This is a genomic window from Sutterella megalosphaeroides, from assembly GCF_003609995.1.
Classification (GTDB): domain Bacteria; phylum Pseudomonadota; class Gammaproteobacteria; order Burkholderiales; family Burkholderiaceae_F; genus Sutterella; species Sutterella megalosphaeroides.
Genome location: NZ_AP018786.1, coordinates 165,104 through 183,052 on the forward strand (window position 1 = coordinate 165,104; position 17,949 = coordinate 183,052).

At 64.1% G+C, this 17,949-nt stretch carries 13 protein-coding genes; 5 read left to right on the forward strand and 8 right to left on the reverse strand.

What is annotated here, in order from left to right; all coding sequences use genetic code 11:
• Nucleotides 1-14 precede the first annotated feature (14 nt).
• Together hydF and hydE are read left to right on the forward strand one after the other, a co-directional pair.
• Complete coding sequence (gene hydF / locus S6FBBBH3_RS00770; RefSeq protein WP_120175916.1) at nucleotides 15-1,256, forward strand: [FeFe] hydrogenase H-cluster maturation GTPase HydF; 1,242 nt, start codon at nucleotides 15-17, stop codon at nucleotides 1,254-1,256.
• Nucleotides 1,253-2,380, forward strand: coding sequence for a [FeFe] hydrogenase H-cluster radical SAM maturase HydE (gene hydE / locus S6FBBBH3_RS00775; RefSeq protein WP_120175917.1), 1,128 nt, complete (start codon nucleotides 1,253-1,255; stop codon nucleotides 2,378-2,380). Before hydF ends, hydE begins: the two co-directional genes overlap by 4 nt.
• 77 nt (nucleotides 2,381-2,457) lie before the next feature.
• On the opposite strand, the gene S6FBBBH3_RS00780 is transcribed toward hydE, so the two are convergent.
• Entirely contained in the window at nucleotides 2,458-4,062 is a 1,605-nt protein-coding gene (locus S6FBBBH3_RS00780) for a peptide chain release factor 3 (protein ID WP_120175918.1), read from the reverse strand.
• Between the two features lie 237 nt (nucleotides 4,063-4,299).
• Between S6FBBBH3_RS00780 and S6FBBBH3_RS00785 the strand changes: the two genes are divergently transcribed.
• Nucleotides 4,300-5,619 carry a solute carrier family 23 protein gene (locus tag S6FBBBH3_RS00785; protein WP_120175919.1) on the forward strand — a complete coding sequence of 440 codons (1,320 nt, stop codon included), beginning with the start codon at nucleotides 4,300-4,302 and terminating at the stop codon, nucleotides 5,617-5,619.
• A 97-nt stretch (nucleotides 5,620-5,716) separates the two neighbouring features.
• Here S6FBBBH3_RS00785 and S6FBBBH3_RS00790 read toward each other — a convergent pair whose 3' ends face one another.
• The 5 genes from S6FBBBH3_RS00790 to S6FBBBH3_RS00810 all read right to left on the reverse strand — a co-directional run bounded on the left by S6FBBBH3_RS00790 (nucleotide 5,717) and on the right by S6FBBBH3_RS00810 (nucleotide 11,895).
• Entirely contained in the window at nucleotides 5,717-8,011 is a 2,295-nt protein-coding gene (locus S6FBBBH3_RS00790) for a Tex family protein (RefSeq protein WP_120175920.1), read from the reverse strand.
• Between the two features lie 19 nt (nucleotides 8,012-8,030).
• Nucleotides 8,031-8,492, reverse strand: a complete 462-nt coding sequence (locus S6FBBBH3_RS00795) for an AtaL-like protein (RefSeq protein ID WP_120175921.1) — start codon at nucleotides 8,490-8,492, stop codon at nucleotides 8,031-8,033.
• 9 nt (nucleotides 8,493-8,501) lie between these two features.
• Nucleotides 8,502-9,608 (reverse strand): amino acid ABC transporter permease, encoded by a 1,107-nt coding sequence (locus S6FBBBH3_RS00800; RefSeq protein ID WP_120175922.1) that lies wholly within the window; start codon nucleotides 9,606-9,608, stop codon nucleotides 8,502-8,504.
• Nucleotides 9,605-10,765, reverse strand: a complete 1,161-nt coding sequence (locus tag S6FBBBH3_RS00805; protein ID WP_232008800.1) for an amino acid ABC transporter permease — start codon at nucleotides 10,763-10,765, stop codon at nucleotides 9,605-9,607. The genes S6FBBBH3_RS00800 and S6FBBBH3_RS00805 overlap by 4 nt, the downstream gene beginning before the upstream one ends.
• A gap of 110 nt (nucleotides 10,766-10,875) precedes the next feature.
• The gene (locus tag S6FBBBH3_RS00810) at nucleotides 10,876-11,895 is read right to left on the reverse strand and encodes an amino acid ABC transporter substrate-binding protein (protein WP_120175924.1); all 1,020 of its coding nucleotides are present in this window, start codon (nucleotides 11,893-11,895) and stop codon (nucleotides 10,876-10,878) included.
• A 290-nt stretch (nucleotides 11,896-12,185) separates the two neighbouring features.
• Here S6FBBBH3_RS00810 and S6FBBBH3_RS00815 point away from each other — a divergent pair, with 290 nt between their 5' ends.
• The gene (locus tag S6FBBBH3_RS00815; RefSeq protein WP_120175925.1) at nucleotides 12,186-13,511 is read left to right on the forward strand and encodes a hemolysin family protein; all 1,326 of its coding nucleotides are present in this window, start codon (nucleotides 12,186-12,188) and stop codon (nucleotides 13,509-13,511) included.
• A gap of 101 nt (nucleotides 13,512-13,612) precedes the next feature.
• On the opposite strand, the gene S6FBBBH3_RS00820 is transcribed toward S6FBBBH3_RS00815, so the two are convergent.
• Together S6FBBBH3_RS00820 and S6FBBBH3_RS00825 are read right to left on the reverse strand one after the other, a co-directional pair.
• Nucleotides 13,613-16,270, reverse strand: a complete 2,658-nt coding sequence (locus tag S6FBBBH3_RS00820; protein WP_120175926.1) for a DNA topoisomerase III — start codon at nucleotides 16,268-16,270, stop codon at nucleotides 13,613-13,615.
• Between the two features lie 79 nt (nucleotides 16,271-16,349).
• Nucleotides 16,350-17,231, reverse strand: a complete 882-nt coding sequence (locus S6FBBBH3_RS00825) for a DNA-processing protein DprA (RefSeq protein ID WP_120175927.1) — start codon at nucleotides 17,229-17,231, stop codon at nucleotides 16,350-16,352.
• 179 nt (nucleotides 17,232-17,410) lie between these two features.
• Here S6FBBBH3_RS00825 and def point away from each other — a divergent pair, with 179 nt between their 5' ends.
• Nucleotides 17,411-17,947: a peptide deformylase gene (gene def, locus S6FBBBH3_RS00830; protein WP_120175928.1), complete on the forward strand. Its 537-nt coding sequence runs from the start codon at nucleotides 17,411-17,413 to the stop codon at nucleotides 17,945-17,947.
• Nucleotides 17,948-17,949: the final 2 nt, after the last annotated feature.

The following is a 17,949-nucleotide window of genomic DNA, read 5'->3' on the forward strand; positions in this document are numbered from 1 at the left end:
TGAGGAGACGCACCGTGCTGTCCACGCCCAAAGGACTTCGGCTTCACTTCGGCCTTTTCGGCAACCGCAATGCCGGAAAAAGCTCTCTCGCCAACGCCCTCACCGGGCAGCGGATTTCGATCGTGTCGGACGTGCCCGGCACCACGACGGACCCCGTGGAAAAAGCCTGCGAGCTCGCGCCTATCGGTCCCGTCGTCTTCATCGACACGGCCGGGGTCGACGACGTGGGCGATCTCGGTCAGGCCCGCGTGCGCCGCTCGCTCGCCGTCCTCGACTGGGTGGACGTCGCGATCGTCGTGACGTCCGAGCGCACGCTCTCCTCCTCCGAAAAGACGCTCCTTGCCAAAGCGCGCGAGCTCGGCACGCCCGCCGTTCTCGTTCTCAACAAGACCGACCTGCGTCCCGTGACGGACGACGAACGTCGTGCCGCCGAAGCGTTCGGCGTCGCCGTCGTGGAAACGAACGCCCGCACGGGCGAAGGCATCGACGCGCTGCGCGCCGCGCTCGTGCGGCTCGTCTCCGAGCGCACCGCGCCCGACCGTCCCCTCGTGGGCGAACTCGCGCAAGCGGGCGACACCGTCATGCTCGTGACGCCGATCGATACCGGCGCCCCCAAGGGGCGCCTCATCCTTCCGCAGGTGCAGGCCGTGCGCGAACTGCTCGACGCGGGCGCCAAGTGCCTCGTCGTACAGGAAAACCGCGTCGCCGAAATGCTCGACGAACTGAAGCGTCCGCCCAAATTCATCATGACGGACTCGCAGGTCGTCGAATCGGTCGCGCGTCAGAGCCCCGACTCGATCCCGCTCACGACCTTCTCCATTCAGATGGCCTACTCGAAGAGCGACCTCGAAGAGCTCGCCGAAGGCGCCGCGGCGCTCGCGCGCCTCAAGGACGGCGACCGCGTGCTGATTTGCGAGACGTGCAGCCACCATCCGCAAAAGGACGACATCGGTCGCGTGAAGATTCCGCGCTGGCTCCGCGAGAAGACGGGCAAGGACCTTGTCATCGAGGTCGCCGTCGGCAAGGACTTCCCCGAAGACCTGACCCCCTATGCCGTGCTCATTCAGTGCGGCGGCTGCGTCGTCACGCGCCGCCACATGCTCGCCCGTCTTCGCACGTCGAAAGAACAGGGCGTTCCCATGACGAATTACGGCCTCACCATCTGCTACCTGCAGGGCGTGCTCGAACGCGTGCTCTCCTGCCACCCCGAAGCGCTCGCCCGCTATCGCGCCGCTCTTACGGAGAAAACCGAATGACCGCAACGTCCACGAAGCCCCTGTCCGAACTGCTCGCACAGACCGAATTCTCGGACGACGACATCGTTCGTCTCCTCGGCCTGACGGACCCCGAGGAATGCGAAGCGCTGCGTCAACGCGCCTTCGACGTTACGACCGAAAAGACGGGCAACAACGTCTACCTGCGCGGCCTCATCGAGGTGAGCAACATCTGCACGGCCAACTGCCGCTACTGCGGCATTCGCAAGGACAACCACACGGTCGAACGCTACACGCTCACGGAAGAGAGCATCGTCGCGTGCGCCCTGCATGCGCTTCACGAGGGCTACGGCTCGATCGCCATTCAGGCGGGCGAACGCCGCGACCCGAAGTGGATCGCCTGGATCTCCCGACTCCTTGAGCGCATTCACAAGGAAACGGTCTGCGAGGAACTTCCCACTGGGCTCGGCGTCACGCTGAGTCTCGGGGAGCAGACGTACGAGGTCTACAAGGAGTGGGCCGAAGCGAGCGGCAATCCGACGGGATTGCGCTACCTCCTTCGCATCGAGTCGAGCAACCCCCGACTCTTTGCGGAACTGCACTCGACGCCAGGCAAGCACGAAAAGATCCTCGAACACCGCTATCAGGCGCTGCGCGACCTGCGGCGCGCGGGCTACCAGGTGGGCACCGGCGTCATGATCGGTCTGCCCGGGCAGACGCTCGAAGACCTCATGCGCGACATCCGCACGTTCGGCGAGATGGGTGCCGACATGATCGGCATGGGCCCCTACATCACGAGCAACGGCGCGGACATGACCGCGCTCGGCATGATGGAAAAGCGCCCCCTCATGCAGCTCGCCCTCAACATGATCAGCACGACCCGCCTCGTGATGCCCGACATCAACATCGCGGCCGCCACCGCGCTCGAAACCCTGGAGCCCAACGGGCGCGTGCGGGGCATTCGTCACGGCTGCAACGTCATCATGCCGAACATCACGCCGCAAACGACGCGCGCCTCCTATCAGCTCTACGACAACAAGGCGGGCACCGAAGTCGGTCCCGAATCGAACGTGCTCGTCGAGCGCAACATCGTCGAAATGACGGGACGCACGCTCGGGCTCAACCTCCTCGGCTCCTCGCGCCGCTGGGCGGCTCGAACCGCCTGAAGGCCCCGAACGAACGGCCGATAAAAAAAGGGCGCGGAAAATTCCGCGCCCTTTTTATCTTGGAAACGACCCGAAGATCAATCGAACTTCTGGCTCATTTCACGCGTCGTGTGGAACGTCACCTGAGGCCAGTGCTTCATCGTGGTCTCCAGGTTGTAGATCGACGTGGCCAGATAGACGACGTTGCCGTTGACGTCGGTCGCAAGACGCGCCGCCTGTTCGGCTTCGAAGTCGCGCTTCGTCTTGTCGTCGGGGAACGAGAGCCAGCGCGCCGTCGAGACGTCGGTGCCTTCGTAGATGGCGTCGACCTTGTACTCGGTGGCGAGTCGCTGGGCCACGATCTCGAACTGCAGCTGACCGACGGCGCCGAGCAGGATGTGCCCGAGGTCGTTGGTGAAGACCTGAATGGCCCCCTCTTCGCCGAGTTCCTGCAGGCCCTTCTGGAGCTGCTTCGCCTTGAAGGGGTCCTTGCTGCGCGCGCCGCGGAAGAGTTCCGGAGCGAAGTTCGGAATCCCGGTGAAGCCGAGGCGTTCCCCGCCCGTGAGCGTGTCGCCGATGTGAAGCTGCCCGTGGTTGTAGATCCCGATGATGTCACCCGCCACGGCATCCGTCATGACCACACGGTCCTGAGCCATGAAGGTAAGGGCGTTGGCGATCTTCATGTCGCGTCCTTCGCGCACGTGAAAGACCTTCATCCCCTGCTGATAGCGGCCGGAGCACACGCGGAAGAACGCGATGCGGTCGCGGTGACGCGGGTCCATGTTCGCCTGGATCTTGAAGACGAACCCCGAGAAGGGCTCTTCGGTGGGTTCCACCATGCGCGCGCCGCCGTCGCGCGACTGCGGCGACGGAGCCCACTCGACGAGCGCGTCGAGCACGTCCTGAACGCCGAAGTTGTTCACCCCGGAGCCGAAGAAGACGGGACTCTGTTCGCCGGCGAGGAACTTCTCCAAGCTGAAGGGTTCGGTCGCACCCTGCACGAGCTCGATCGATTCGCGCACGTAGGGCATTTCCATCGGGAAGAGCCGGTCGAGCTCGGGGTTGTCGAGCCCCTCGATCGTCTCGCGATCTTCGGTCAGGCGTTCTTCGCCCGCCGTAAAGCGAACGAGCCGGTTGTTGAGCAGCGAGAAGACGCCGCGGAAGGTCTTCCCCATGCCGATGGGCCACGTGATCGGAACGCACTGCAGCTTCAACACGTTCTCGATTTCGCCGAGCAGATCGAGCGGATCGCGCACTTCGCGGTCGAGCTTGTTGATGAACGTGATGATGGGGGTCTTGCGAAGACGGCAGACTTCCAGGAGCTTGATCGTCTGGGCTTCGACGCCCTTGGCGGCGTCGATCACCATGACGGCCGCGTCGACGGCCGTCAGTACGCGGTACGTATCCTCGGAGAAGTCTTCGTGACCCGGGGTGTCGAGCAGGTTGATCACGTGGTTCGCGTAGCGGAACTGCATGACCGAACTCGTCACGGAAATCCCGCGTTGCTTTTCCACTTCCATCCAGTCCGACGTGGCGTGACGGGAAGCTTTGCGCCCCTTGACGGCGCCCGCCATCTGAATGGCACCGCCGAAGAGCAGGAGCTTTTCCGTGAGCGTCGTTTTACCGGCGTCCGGATGGGAGATGATGGCGAAGGTGCGGCGTTCTTCGACGTCGCGCACGAGCGCCGGATTGGGACTCGTCATGAAAGTACCTGTGGGTAAGAGCCGCTCCGCGCAGAGAGGGCGACGGAGTCGTGTCGAAAGGGCCGACATTTTAACACCGACCCCGTACGACCTCGTCGTTTGCGGGCGGTCCGCGCGCACGCGTACACGAAGGCGACTTCGGTTCGTGGCGCTTCGTTGCGGCGGACGACTACAATGGATCGGTTTGTTCAGCGCGACCCCGTTTCGACGGAGTCCACCACCCTCAGAGATCTTTCCATGAGCTACTTTCCCAATTGGCAATTGAAGACCGAAGGCGTGATCGCCCCCGACGAACGCCTGCCCGCCGGGCAGACGTTCGCGATGGGCGTTCAGCACGTTGTGGCCATGTTCGGCTCCACGGTTTTGGCACCGCTTCTTATGGGGTTCGACCCCAATCTCGCGGTATTGATGAGCGGCATCGGGACGCTCATTTTTTTTGTTTTGGTGGGCGGGCACGTTCCGAGCTATCTGGGCTCCTCGTTCGCCTTCATCGGCGTCGTCATCGCGGCGACGGGCTATGCGGCGGGCTCCGGCCCCAACCCCAACATCGGCGTCGCCCTCGGGGGGATCATCGCCTGCGGTGCCGTGTACGCCCTGGTGGGTCTCATCGTCATGTCGACGGGCGTGAAGTGGATCGAGCGTCTGATGCCGCCCGTCGTGACGGGTGCGGTCGTGGCCGTCATCGGTCTCAACCTCGCCCCCACGGCCGTGAAGAGCGTCGGGCCGACGACCTTTGACGCGCTCATCGCCCTCATGACCGTCATCTGCGTGGGCGGCGTGGCCGTCTATACGCGCGGGCTCGTGCAGAAGCTTCTGATTCTCGTGGGGCTCGCCATTGCGTACGCCATCTACGCCGTGCTCACGAACGGCATGGGCCTCGGCACGCCGATCGACTTCCAGAAGATTGCCGACGCCGCCTGGTTCGGTCTTCCGACGCTCACCGCGCCGGAATTCTCGATGTCGGCCGTCTCCCTCATCGTGCCCGTCGTGATCATTCTCGTGGGCGAAAACCTCGGTCACGTCAAGGCCGTCACCGCCATGACGGGCCGCAACCTCGACCCCTACATGGGCCGCGCCTTCCTCGGCGACGGCATCGCCACGATGATTTCGGGCTCCGTGGGCGGTACGGGCGTGACGACGTACGGGGAAAACATCGGCGTGATGGCCGCCACGCGCGTCTATTCGACGCTCATCTTCCCGGTGGCCGCCCTCCTCGCCATCATCCTCGGCTTCTCGCCGAAGTTCGGCGCCGTGATTCAGACGATTCCCCAGCCGCTCCTCGGCGGCACGTCGATCGTCGTGTTCGGTCTCATCGCCGTGGCGGGCGCCCGCGTTTGGGTGGTCAACCACGTCGACTTCGGCAACAGCCGCAACCTGATCGTCGCGGCCGTCACGCTGATCCTCGGCGGGGGCGACTTCACGCTGAATATCGGCGGCTTCATCCTCGGCGGTATCGGTACCGCGACCTTCGGTGCGATCATCCTCAATGCCATCATGCAGGCGGGTGAAAAGTCCGAAGAGCCGAGCGAAGTGCCGCTCGACGACACGAAGGCCTGAGAACGCCTTCAATGCGCGTCCCGGGGGCGTCCGACGCGACGCCCCGAATGAAGAACCCCCGCAGTCCGAAACGGTCCGCGGGGGGGTTCTTTTGCCGTCAGCGCTTCTTGAGCGCCGCGAAAGCCGCGCCGAGCGCCGTTTGCGTTCGGGCGCGGGGCGCCTCCTCGCGACGCCCCGTCGGGGCCCGACGGGGTCCCGGCTCGCCCTTCGGGCGCGTGCGCATCGTAAGCGCGATGCGACGGCGCTTCGGGTCGACGTCGAGCACGCGCACCTTGACGACCATCCCGACGCGAACGACGTCGCGGGGGTCCTTCACGAAGGTGTCGGCCAGGTCCGAGATGTGAACGAGCCCGTTCTCGTGCACGCCCAGATCGACGAACGCACCGAAGGCGGCGACGTTCGTGACCGTTCCCTCAAGCTCCATGCCGGGCTTCAAATCTTCCATCGTGCGGATGGCGTCGTCGTAGACGGGCACCGTGAAGACCGCTCGCGGATCGCGCCCGGGCTTCTCCAGCTCTTTGAGAATGTCGAGCACGGTCGGCAGTCCGAACCGATCGTCGACGAAGTCCCGCGCATGCAGGGTCTTCAACTTTTCGGCATTCCCCATCAGCTCGTCGATCGTGCGGGCGCCGCTTGCCGCCACCAGGCGTTCGACCACCGGGTAGGCTTCCGGATGCACGCCCGTGCGATCCAAGGGGTTCGTGCCGTCCGAGATGCGCAGGAACCCCGCACACTGCTCGAAGCGCACCGCACCGAGCAACGGAACGCGCTTCAAGTCGTTGCGGTTCGCAAAGAGGCCGTTCGCTTCGCGGTACGCGACGATTTCCCGAGCCACGCTGCGGCTGAGCCCCGCGACGCGCGCAAGCAGTTCGACGCTCGCCGTATTGACGTCGACGCCGACGAAATTCACGCAGTCTTCGACCACGGCGTCGAGACGCCGCTCGAGTTTCCCCGCATCAACGTCGTGCTGGTACTGACCGACCCCGATCGCCTTCGGGTCGATCTTGACGAGTTCGGCGAGCGGATCCTGCAGTCGGCGGGCGATGGAAACGGCGCCGCGGTAGCTGACGTCGAGCCCGGGGAGTTCCTTTTCCGCGAGTTCCGACGCGGAGTAGACCGATGCGCCCGCTTCGCTCACGACCACGCGGCGCGCGGCGATCGACGGCTCTTCGGAGAGCACCTCGCCCACGGCTTCCACCGTTTCGCGGCTCGCGGTGCCGTTGCCGATCGCGACGAACTCCGAGCGGTAACGCTTCAAAACGGCCGCCAGTTTGGCGCGGGCCGCCGCGGCGGCACCCGCACCCGCAGCGTGGAACTGCAGAACGTCGTGATGCACGACCTTCCCCGTTTCGTCCACCACGGCCATCTTGACCCCGGTGCGGAACCCCGGATCGAGCCCCACCGTGGCGCGATGCCCGGCCGGAGCGGCGAGCAGCAGATCCCGCAGGTTGTCGCCGAAGATGCCGATGGCGGTCTCTTCGGCGCGCTCGCGCAGGGCTTCGAGCAATTCCGTCTGAAGGCTCGTGCGGATCTTCACGCGCCAGGCCCAGCGACACACGCCGAGAAGCCACGCGTCCGCGGGACGGGCGGAGTCGGCGGCGACACCGTAAAAGCGCGCGACGAGCGCCTCGGCCGGATGGGGCGAGAGCCCCTCCTCTTCGGCCGGGAGTTCGAGCGCGAGGTCGAGAAAGTCGTCGCGCCGCCCGCGCAAAAGCGCGAGCGCGCGATGCGAGGGAAGGTCCGCGAGACGCTCGCGGAAGTCGAAGTAGTCGGCGTACTTTTCCCCTTCGACCTCCTTGCCTTCGCGAACGCGTGCGACGACGTCGCCGCGACGCGCGTAAAAGTCGCGCAGCGACTGACGCACTTCGGGCTGAAGCGCGAAGCGCTCCGCGAGAATGTCCCGAGCCCCCGAAAGCGCCTCGGCAACGCCGGGGACGCCCTTTTCCGCCGACACGAAGTCGGCGGCCGCCGTTTCCGGATCCGCGCGCGTTTCGAGAATGCGGTCGGCCAAGGGTTCGAGCCCGGCCTCGCGGGCCGCGGCCGCCCGCGTGCGGCGCTTCGAACGGAAGGGTGCGTAGAGATCTTCGAGCGCCTGCTTGGTTTGAGCGGCCTCGAGGTCGCGCTTCAGTTCGTCGGTGAGTTTCCCCTGCGCCTCGATCGCCGCCGTCACCGCGGCGCGGCGTTCGTCGAGTTCGCGCAGGTACATCAGACGCTCTTCGAGCGTGCGCAGCTGCGCGTCGGTCAATCCGCCCGTCGCTTCCTTGCGGTAGCGGGCGACGAACGGAACGGTTTTGCCCTCGTCGAGCAGGGCGGCGGCCGCAACGACCTGATCGGGGCGACACCGAATTTCATCCGCGATCAGGGAGGCCGTGCGCGTCGTCAGTTCTTCCATGAACGTCCGTCCTTCGCGCTCAGTTGCCGCGTCGGGCGATCAGGCGTTCGAGCATGCGAGCGACCACGTCCTGGTCCTTGGCCGCATACGCATCGCGTCGAAGCGCGTCGACCCGAGGATCCGCCTCGGCGGCCGTGTCCTGGTCGTAAATGAAGCGAAGGAAAAGCGCTCCGGCTTCGGGTTCTTCGATGCGAACGGTATGGCGGGAGGCGGGATGATTGCTCCCTGCGGCCGTGGCGATTTCGAGCACTTCGTTGCGCTCGATCGTCACCGTTTCACGGAAAACGTAGTCCGTGCCGAAACGGGTCGTGCGGCGCAGCGTCGTACGGTTGCCCTCGACCGACTCTTCGTCGATCGTCGTCTTCGAGAGGCCGGGGACGTAACGCTCCGGGTGTCGGGCGTACTCGAGCAGTTCTTCTCCGACGCCCTCGCGGTCGATGCCGGGGCCGCCGATACGGATGATGTGTTCGAAAAAGCGCATCTTTCCTCCTCAACCCGGAACGCCGGACCGGGTTTTCGATTGTGTGAGATAGCCCTCGAGCCACTGGCTGTAGCGCGAGATCAGGAAGCTCGATACAAAGTAAATGAGCGCGATGAAGACGTACCCTTCGACGAAGAACGCACGCCAGATCGCATCCCCGAGCGCCAACCTCAGACTGCCCGTCAGGTCGTACATCGAAACGATGGTAACGAGCGACGTGTCCATGAAGCACGAGAGAAGACTGTTGACGAAGGCCGGGATGACGGCCACGAGCGCCTGGGGCAGGACCACGTAGAGGTAGGCCTGCCGGCGGGTGAGCCCGAGCGACTCCGCGGCGTTCATCTGCCCGGCGGGCACCGTTTGCAGACCGCCTCGGACGGTTTCCGCCATATAGGCCGCCTGAAAGAGCGTGATCCCGACGGCCACGCGCCAGAAGGCGGGAATGCCGAGATCCGCGGGCATCACCAACGGAAATACGAAGGTTGCCACAAAGAGGACCGTAATGAGCGGGACCCCGCGCACGAGCTCGATGTAGCCCGTCGAGAGGGCAGAGACGATCGGCATGCGGCTGCGGCGACCGAGCGCGAGGAGAATGCCGAGCGGAGCCGACGCGGTCATCCCGACGAGCGTGAGAACGACCGTGAGCGGCAGCCCGCCCCACATGTCCGTGGAGATGGGCGAGAGGCCGAAAACTCCGCCGAGCATCAGCGCGAAGAAGGCGAAAAAGGCCGCCGCCCAACCGCAAAGGAGCCACACGACGCCGCGACGGTTCCAGAAGGCCGGAATCGCGGTGACGACAAGCATGAACACGATGCCCGCCGTTGCGGCGGCGGGTCGCCACTGCAACTCGTGCGGGTAGCGCCCGAAGAGAATCAGGCGCCACTTCTCGGCGACGAACCCCCAGCAGGCGCCCGAGGCCTCGCGGCAGGCCTGCGGATCGGGCGTCCAGACGGCGTTCCAGAGCCCCCAGGAGACGAGCTTCCAGACGACGAGCGCGACGACCGCTCCCACGCCGATCGTCAGGAGCGAAGCGAGCGGAGAATAAAACCAACGGCTGCGAACGAGAGCGAGCGTGCCGGCTCGGCCCGTTCCTTCGAGATGCGTGACCTCACTCATTGCGGAGCCCTCATGATGACGGCGTTGACGGCGTTCATGATCAGCGCGATCACCAAATTGATCGTGAGATAGACGGCCATGATGATGGCGATCACCTCAAGCGCCTGAGCGCTCACGTTGATGGCCGTGTTGCCGATGTTGACGATGTCGGGATACCCCACCATGACCGCCAGAGACGAATTCTTCGTGAGGTTCATGTACTGGCTCGCAAGCGGCGGAATCGCCAGACGCATGGCCTGCGGGAACACCACGTAACTTACGGTTTCGCCGCGCGTGAGCCCGAGCGCGTAGGCCGCATGCCACTGCCCGGGACGTACCGCCTGCACGCCCGCACGAACGATTTCGGCAATGGCGGCGGAGGTGAACATCGTGAGACCGAGCCAGATCGTCAGAAATTCGGGCGTGAGCTGCGAGCCGCCGCGCATGGAAAAGCGCGTGGCCGCGGGCGCGTCCCAACCGCCGACGACGCCGCAGAGCACCCAAACGACCGCGTACGTCACGGCAAAGGCCGCAAGGCCCACGAGACCCGCAAAGAGCCCCGTCGTTCGGCGCAGAGCCGCCTTGTAGCCCGCCCAGGCGCCTATCAGACCGACACCGAGCCCGCAGAGCACCGCCTTGAACCCCATCAGAGGAGCGGCGTAAAGAAGGCCCGTCTTCGAGAGATAAATCCAGTTGCCGATGTGCCAGGCCTGACGCACGCCCGGGAGCAACTCCGTCACGACGAGGTAGATCGCGAGGAGCAGCACGAGCAACGGCACGTTGCGGTACGCCTCGACGTGGGCCGCACCGAGAAAGCGCAGCATCGGATGGCGGGAAATTCGCATGGCGCCCACGACGACGCCGAGAACGGTCGCCGAGAGAATCGCCAAGAACGACACCCGAAGCGTATTGAGGAGGCCGTTCAGAAAAGCCTTCCACAGCGCGTCCGAACTTTGAAATGCGATGAGTTTTTCGCCGATGTCAAAGCCCGCGGGGCCGAAGAGAAAATCAAAACCGCTGCGGATGTTCTTGGCTTCGAGATTTTCCGCCACGTTGAGAGAAAGCGAAGCCAACACCGCCACGAGCAACAGAACCAAAACGGCCTGAAGCGTATATTCCTTGCGTTTGCGCGTCTTTTCGCGACGCCTCCAGGCTTCGTCGCCCGGAACGCTCCACATTCGGTCTCGGAATAGCATGATTGTTTTTCAGAAACGAGGAAGAGGCCCCACGGCCTGTCGCCTTGGGGCCTCTCGGACAAAGAAGTCGAGTCAGCAGCAGTCCGTCACGCTCAGCGGATCGGCATGGCGTACATCAGGCCGCCTTCCGTCCAGAGCTTGTTGAGACCGCGCGGCAGATTGAGGGCCGACTTCGGACCGAAAAATTCGTTCCAGGATTCACCGTAGTTGCCGACCTGCTTGACGATGCGGTACGACCAGTCCTTGTCGAGACCGAGCATGCGGCCCATGTCTTCGCCCGTGCCGAGCAGACGCTGCACGTCGGGGTTCGAGGAGCTCTTGCGCAGTTCGTCGACGTTGGCCTTCGTCACGCCGAGTTCTTCGGCGCCGAGGAACGCGGCGAAGGACCAGCGCACGATCTGGAAGAATTCGTCGTCGCCGCGACGAACCGCCGGACCGAGGGGTTCCTTGCTGATCATGGTCGGGAGGATTTCATACTTCGAGGGATCCTGAGCGACCGTACGGATGCCGGCGAGGTCGGACATGTCCGTCGTATAGACGTCGCAACGGCCCGAGAGGAACGCGCTCTGCGTGGCTTCGGTCGTATCGAAAACGACCGTCTTGTAGCTCATCTTGTGGGAGTTGAAGTAGTCCGAGAGCGTCTTTTCGGACGAGGTGCCCGACTGCACGCAGATCGTGGCGCCGTCGAGTTCCTTCGCGTCCTTGATGTTCAATTCCTTCGGGACCATGAAGCCCTGGCCGTCGTAGTAGGAAACGGCGACGAACACGGACCCCTGGCTCGCATCGCGCGTCATGTTCCAGGTCGTGTTGCGCGCGAGCATGTCGATTTCGCCCGACTGAAGCGCCGTGAAGCGCTGCGGCGAGCTGAGCGGAATGTACTTCACCTTGTTCGCGTCGCCCAGAACGGCGGCCGCAACCGCGCGGCAGATGTTCACGTCGAGGCCCTTCCAGTTGCCCTGGCTGTCGGCGCTCGAGAAGCCCGGAGCCGCCGTGTTGACGCCGCAAAGCAGATGGCCGCGGGCCTTGATCGCGTCGAGCGTGGAACCGGCGAAAGCGGGAGCGGCAAGGGTGGATACGGCAGCCGCAACCAGGGCGGTGATCTTCGCGTTCATTGTGTGTCCTTTGTTTCTTTTGGGTTGGCCTGAGAGTGTTCTGCCGCATCCTCCGGCTGATTTCCGAGCATCCGGGGAACGCGCACCCCGCATCCGGCAAGCGAACGACGGAGTTCTACGAGTGTAACCCGACGGCCCGTCTTACCGCTTTTCGGGCGCCCGCCGCCGGACAAAATGTTACGTTTTGCGCCCCGGAACGATCGCCGAAAACCCAAAAACGCCCCATAAAACAACATGTTAGCGCGCCCTATGATAAACTGACGGCTTCATAACAAAAAGACGGTCGTTTTATGTCCTCCTACCCTCAGGTCATGGCGCTTTTCTGCCTGGTCATCCTCAGTGCCTTCTTTTCGGCGGCGGAAATCTCGCTCGCCGCGGCCACCAAGACCCGGCTCCAAGCGCTCTCCGAGGACGGCGACCGACGCGCGGATCTGGTGCTCGAACTTCAGGAGCACCCCGGACAATTCTTCTCGGCCCTTCAGGTCATGGTGAACGCCATCGCCCTCTTGGGCGGTATCGTGGGGGACGCCGCGTTTTCCCCCTTCTTCATGTGGTGTCTCGAGCCGATCATTCCGGCCGTGAACCTGCCTCACGTGGGGTTCGTGCTCTCGTTCCTCCTCGCCACGACCCTCTTCGTCATCTTTGCGGACCTCCTGCCCAAGCGCCTCGCCATCGCGCGCCCCGAAGTGGTCGCCATGCGCGTCGTGCGTCCCATGCGGATCGTCATCAAGGTGCTGCGCCCGATCGTCTTCGTGCTCGAACGGCTCTCCGACGCCTGCATCCGCTCGCTCGGCCTGCCCACGAAGCGTCAGGAAACGATCACGTCCGAAGACATTCTCGCGAGCGTCGGTGCGGGCGCCGCGGCGGGCGTCATCGCCCCGCAGGAAGAAGCCGTCATTCAGAACGTCTTCGAGCTTGAGAGCCGTCTCGTTCCCTCGGCCATGACGCCGCGCGAAAACATCGTCTACTTCACGACGGACGAAACCGAAGCGAGCATCCGCGCCAAAATCGCGACCGTTCCCTACAACCGCTTCCTCGTCTGCGACAAGGATCTCGACCACGTCGTCGGCTTTGTCGACTCGAAGCACCTCCTGCGACTCGTGCTCGACGAAAAGCCGATCTGCTTCCAGGAGGGCGGCCTCGTTCAGCCCTGTCAGTTCATTCCGGACTCGCTCACGCTCTCCGAGGTGCTCGACGTCTTCCAGCGCACGCACGCCGACTTTGCCGTCATTCTCAACGAGTACGCGCTCGTCGTCGGCATCATCACGATCAACGACGTCATGTCGACCGTCATGGGTGACCTCGTGACGACGACCGACGAGCTGCAGATCATTCAGCGCGACGACGACACGTGGCTCGTCGACGGCGCCACGCCCGTCGACGACATCGAACACGCGCTCGGCATCGACGAGCTGCCCGAGGACTCCGCCTACGAAACGGTGGCGGGCTTCATGATGTACATGCTGCGCAAGATTCCAAAGCGCACCGACAAGGTGGTGTGCGGCGAGTACACGTTCGAAGTGCTCGACGTCGACAACAACAAGATCGACCAGGTGCTCGTCACCCGTACGAAGGGCAAAGCGCCCGCGCCCGAGGCCTCGGAAACGACGCCCTGACGCAACGTTCGACGGAGCGCTCCCCGAGCGCGCCGACCGCTTCTCGCATGAAAAAAACCCGGAGTGTTTCGCTCCGGGTTTTTTGCGAGAAGGGCCCTGCTTTACGCTTCGGTCGGTTCGGCTGCCTTCTTTGCGGTCGTCTTGCGGGTACGCGTCGCGGTCTTTTTCGTCGCGGTTTTCGTCGTACTCGCGGCCTTGGTGCGCTTCGTCGCCGTCTTGGGGGCTTCTTCCGAGGCCTCCTTTTCCGGCGCCGCTTCGCTCTCGACACCCTCGGCGCTCTTGGCGGCCTTCGACGTCTTTTCGCGCTTTTCGAATTCGAACGTCACGCCCTTCGTCTTGTCGAGGACGAGATACGCGTTGAAGGGACGGTTGGTGCGCTTCGACACAAACCCTTCGAGGAGCGGCGTACGCTTGTTTTCGCAGAGCGCGACGACTTCGGCGCACGAAATCGGACGCTGCAGAATGACCTTGCCGGTGCGCATCGGGCAACGCTTTTTATCGCTGCCGAGCGCGTGTTCGCACACGTAGTAGTCGCCGTGTTCGATGACGCGCCCGTGGCAGAGCGGACAGGTGGCGATCTGCGTCGAGGCGGCGATTTCCTCTTCGGTCACCTCGGGGCGCTCTTCGAAGTCGAAGCGCATGCCCCATTCGCCGGTTTCCTTGTCCTTGGCCAAAATCACCTCGCCCTCGAAGGGGAAGCCGCGCTTGCTGATGAAGCCCGAAAGCGGACCGACGTGGTGCGTGGCGAGCAACTCTTCGACCTCTTCGGGCTCGAACGCGCGGCCCGACGGATGCTTCGGGAGCGAAAAACCGCACCCTTCGCCCGTACACGCGAAACGCTTGTAGTTTTCGACGATTTCGCCGCCGCAGGCCGGGCAACGGTTGCGGAAGTGAATCGGGTTGACGATCGGAACGCTGTCGCCCTCGTACTGCTTGGCCGCGGAAACGATCGTTTCCGTCATGCGACGGATTTCGTCCATGAAAACGTCGCGCGACACGGCGCCGCTTTCGATCTGAGCGAGCTTCTGCTCCCACTCGGCCGTGAGCTTGGGTTGCGTGAGTTCGTCGATGTGGAGCCCGCGCACGAGCTGCATCAGCTGGAAGGCCTTCGCGTTGGGAATGAGATCGCGCCCGTCGCGGCGCAGATACTTCTGCTCGATCAGACCTTCGATCGTCTGAGCGCGCGTTGCCGGCGTGCCGAGCCCCTTTTCGGCCATCGCGTTGCGCAGTTCGCCCGTCTCCAGTTTCTTCCCCGCGGATTCCATCGCGGAAAGGAGCGTCGCGTCGTTGTAACGGGCGGGCGGACGGGTCGCGTCCTGCTTGGCGTTGATGTCGTTCGTGCGCACGGTTTCGCCCTCCGTCACCGGACAGAGGTCGCTCTGCGTCTTTCCGCCGCGGCCCGCGACTTCCATCCAGCCCGGCGTCACGAGCACCTTGCCTTCGGTCACGAAGCGGTCTTCGCCGACCGTCGTCGTGCGCGTCGTCACGTCGAATTCCGCCGCGGGATAAAAGACCGACATGAAGCGGCGAACGACGAGGCCGTAGATCTTCTGTTCGGTTTCGTCGAGCTCCTTCGGAAGCTCCCCGGTGGGAATGATGGCGAAGTGGTCGCTGATCTTCGTGTTGTCGAAGACGCGCTTGTCCTGCTTCACCCAGCGGTTCTTCACGATCGTGCCCGCAAACTTCGCGTAGTCGCCGAGGTGCCCGAGGTGCTCGAGCGTCTCGTACACGGTCGGGATGTAGTCTTCGGGCAGCGCGCGGGCATCCGTACGCGGATAGGTGAGAACCTTGTGGCGTTCGTAGAGGCGCTGTGCGATCGCGAGCGTCATTCGGGCTGGGAAGCCGAAGCTGCTGTTCGCTTCGCGCTGCAGGCTCGTGAGATCGAAGAGCGCGGGCGACATCGAGGTCGAGCGCTTCTTCGCTTCCGTCACGACCCCCGACTGCCCGCGGCAGCGTTCGACGATGCGAAGCGCTTCTTCTTCGCTCCAGAGGCGTTCGGCCTTGAGTTCCGGCGCCTGGCCCTTCGTTTTGACGAACTTGGCGTCCTGCCAGAGGCTTTCGTACTCGCCCGCCGCGGCACCGAAGACCGCCTTGACGGTCCAGTAGGGCTTCGAGACGAAGTGGTGGATTTCCTCTTCGCGCGCGACGACGATGGCGAGCGTCGGCGTCTGCACGCGCCCGACCGTCGTGAGGAAAAAGCCCCCGTCCTTCGAATTGAACGCGGTGAGGGCGCGCGTGCCGTTGATGCCGACCAGCCAGTCGGCCTCCGAACGGCTACGGGCGGCCGCTTCGAGGGGCTTCATCTCTTCGTCGGTACGAAGGTTTTCGAACGCCTTGCGAATCGCCGCGGCCGTCATCGACTGCAGCCACAGACGACGCACGGGCTTCTTGCAACGCGCGGCCTGCATGATGTAGCGGAAGATCAGTTCGCCTTCACGCCCCGCGTCGCATGCGTTGATGATGTCGGTGACGGTGCGGCTGCGCATCTTGCGCGCCAGCGTCTCGAATTTCGTCACCGATTTCTTGATCGGTCGCAGATCGAAGTGCGGCGGAATGACCGGCAGATTGGCGAACGACCAACGGCCGCGCTTGACGTCGTACTCTTCGGGAGCGGCGAGCTCCAGAAGATGACCGACGGCCGACCCGATGAGCATGGTGTCGCTCACCCAGAAGTCTCCGTCCTTTTTAAATCCGCCGAGCGCTTTGGCGATGTCGCTCGCAACCGAAGGTTTTTCGGCAATAACCAGTGTTTGGCTCATGATGAGTCCGATCGAATAAGGAAGTGTTCGTCGCCCTGTACACCAGCGTAGACGGGAGCCAAGATCGGCGAAGGCCGCATTATGCAAGATTTTTGAGGTCGCCGAGTACATCTTCGGCAGATTCCGCAAGCGTAGCGCCGTTGCGAATCAACCGATGGGGCCCCTTCGAGTAGGGCGAATGAATGCTCCCGGGGACGGCAAAAACACTCCGACCCATCTCGCCCGCCGTGCGCGCCAGGCGCATTTCAGGCGAGCTCGTCTCCGCGGCAACCAGCAGCACCGCATCGGCTGCCGCTATGTAAACCGCGTCTCGGCGCTCGATCCGCTCGGGCGTTACACCCTCCTCGGGAAACGCTTCGGCCAGAAGCAACCCTCCCGAAGCGAGCACCGCGCGCTGCTCCTCGAGGGCCGTCGCCGGGTACACCCGATCGGGTCCGGTGGCAAGAACAAGTATCGTACCCGAAGGCGCCGCGCGTGCGACGCTCAATTCGAGGGGCGTCGCGGTGCGTTCGATCAGAGCGACCTTGCGCGCGACGAGCGCCTTTCCTAGTTCGACCCCCGTGGCGATACTTTCGGCATCGACGTGCTCCGAACCGATCACGGCCACGGTTCTGCGCCCGAGGAGCCCCGCGTTGCCGCGCGCGAAAAGCACGATCGGCGGACGGTCGCATTGCAAGAGCGCCTGCGGGTAGAGGGGACTCGTAAAGGGGAGCAGAAACGCGTCCTCGTGCCGCGCGAGCCACGCGAGCGCCCGATCGACGCTCTCGTCTTCGGCGCCCCGCCCGAGGCGGCGCACTTCGTCCGCAACCTCGGCCCCCTCACGCTTCGCTACGGTCCCGTAGTCCGATGCGAAAACCGCTTCGGGGAGTTCCGCATCCCGCAAAAGCCGCACCGCCGCCGCGGCGCTCAAGCGCCGCGCACGCGCGAGCCGCAACCACGCCCGCTTTTCGTTCGTATCCATCACCAGCCTCACCTTTTCCCGCGACACGCGCGAAAACCGCCCGTCGGAGAATTTCTCGCGGCGCTCCGCCCTATAATCGTCGGTTCCGCACGGCGCGACGCGCCGTCGCTCAACTTTGTTCGTTCACTCACACTTAAGCACGAGTCGCCCTGCGAAGGCAACCGTGTTGGAGGCTTTTCATGGCCGTTTTGCCGATCGTCCAGTATCCGAACGTCGCTCTTTCGAGCCGCGCCGAACCCGTGACGGAATTCAACGAAGAGCTCAAGCAACTCGCCGCCGACATGACGGAAACCATGTACGCGGCTCCGGGCGTCGGCCTCGCCGCCAATCAGGTGGGCGTGCTCAAGCGCATCGTCGTCATTGACGTGTCGGAAGACAAGTCGGATCTCAAGGTTCTCGTCAATCCGAGCGTCGTCGAGCACAGCGACACGCTGAAGGACTACGAGGAAGGGTGTCTCTCCCTCAAGGGGCTCTACGAGCACGTCAAGCGCCCCGATCACGTTCGCGTCCGCGCCCAGGATCTCGACGGCAACCCCGTCGAATTCGAGGCCGAAGGCATTCTCGCCGTTTGCGTTCAGCACGAGATCGATCACCTCGACGGCGTGGTCTTCATCGACCACCTGAGCCGCCTCAAGAAGGACCGCGCCTGCCAGAAGCTGCGCAAGCTTCGTCTCAACGACAAGAAGAAGGCGCAGGAAGAGGCCGAAGAGCGCTGAGC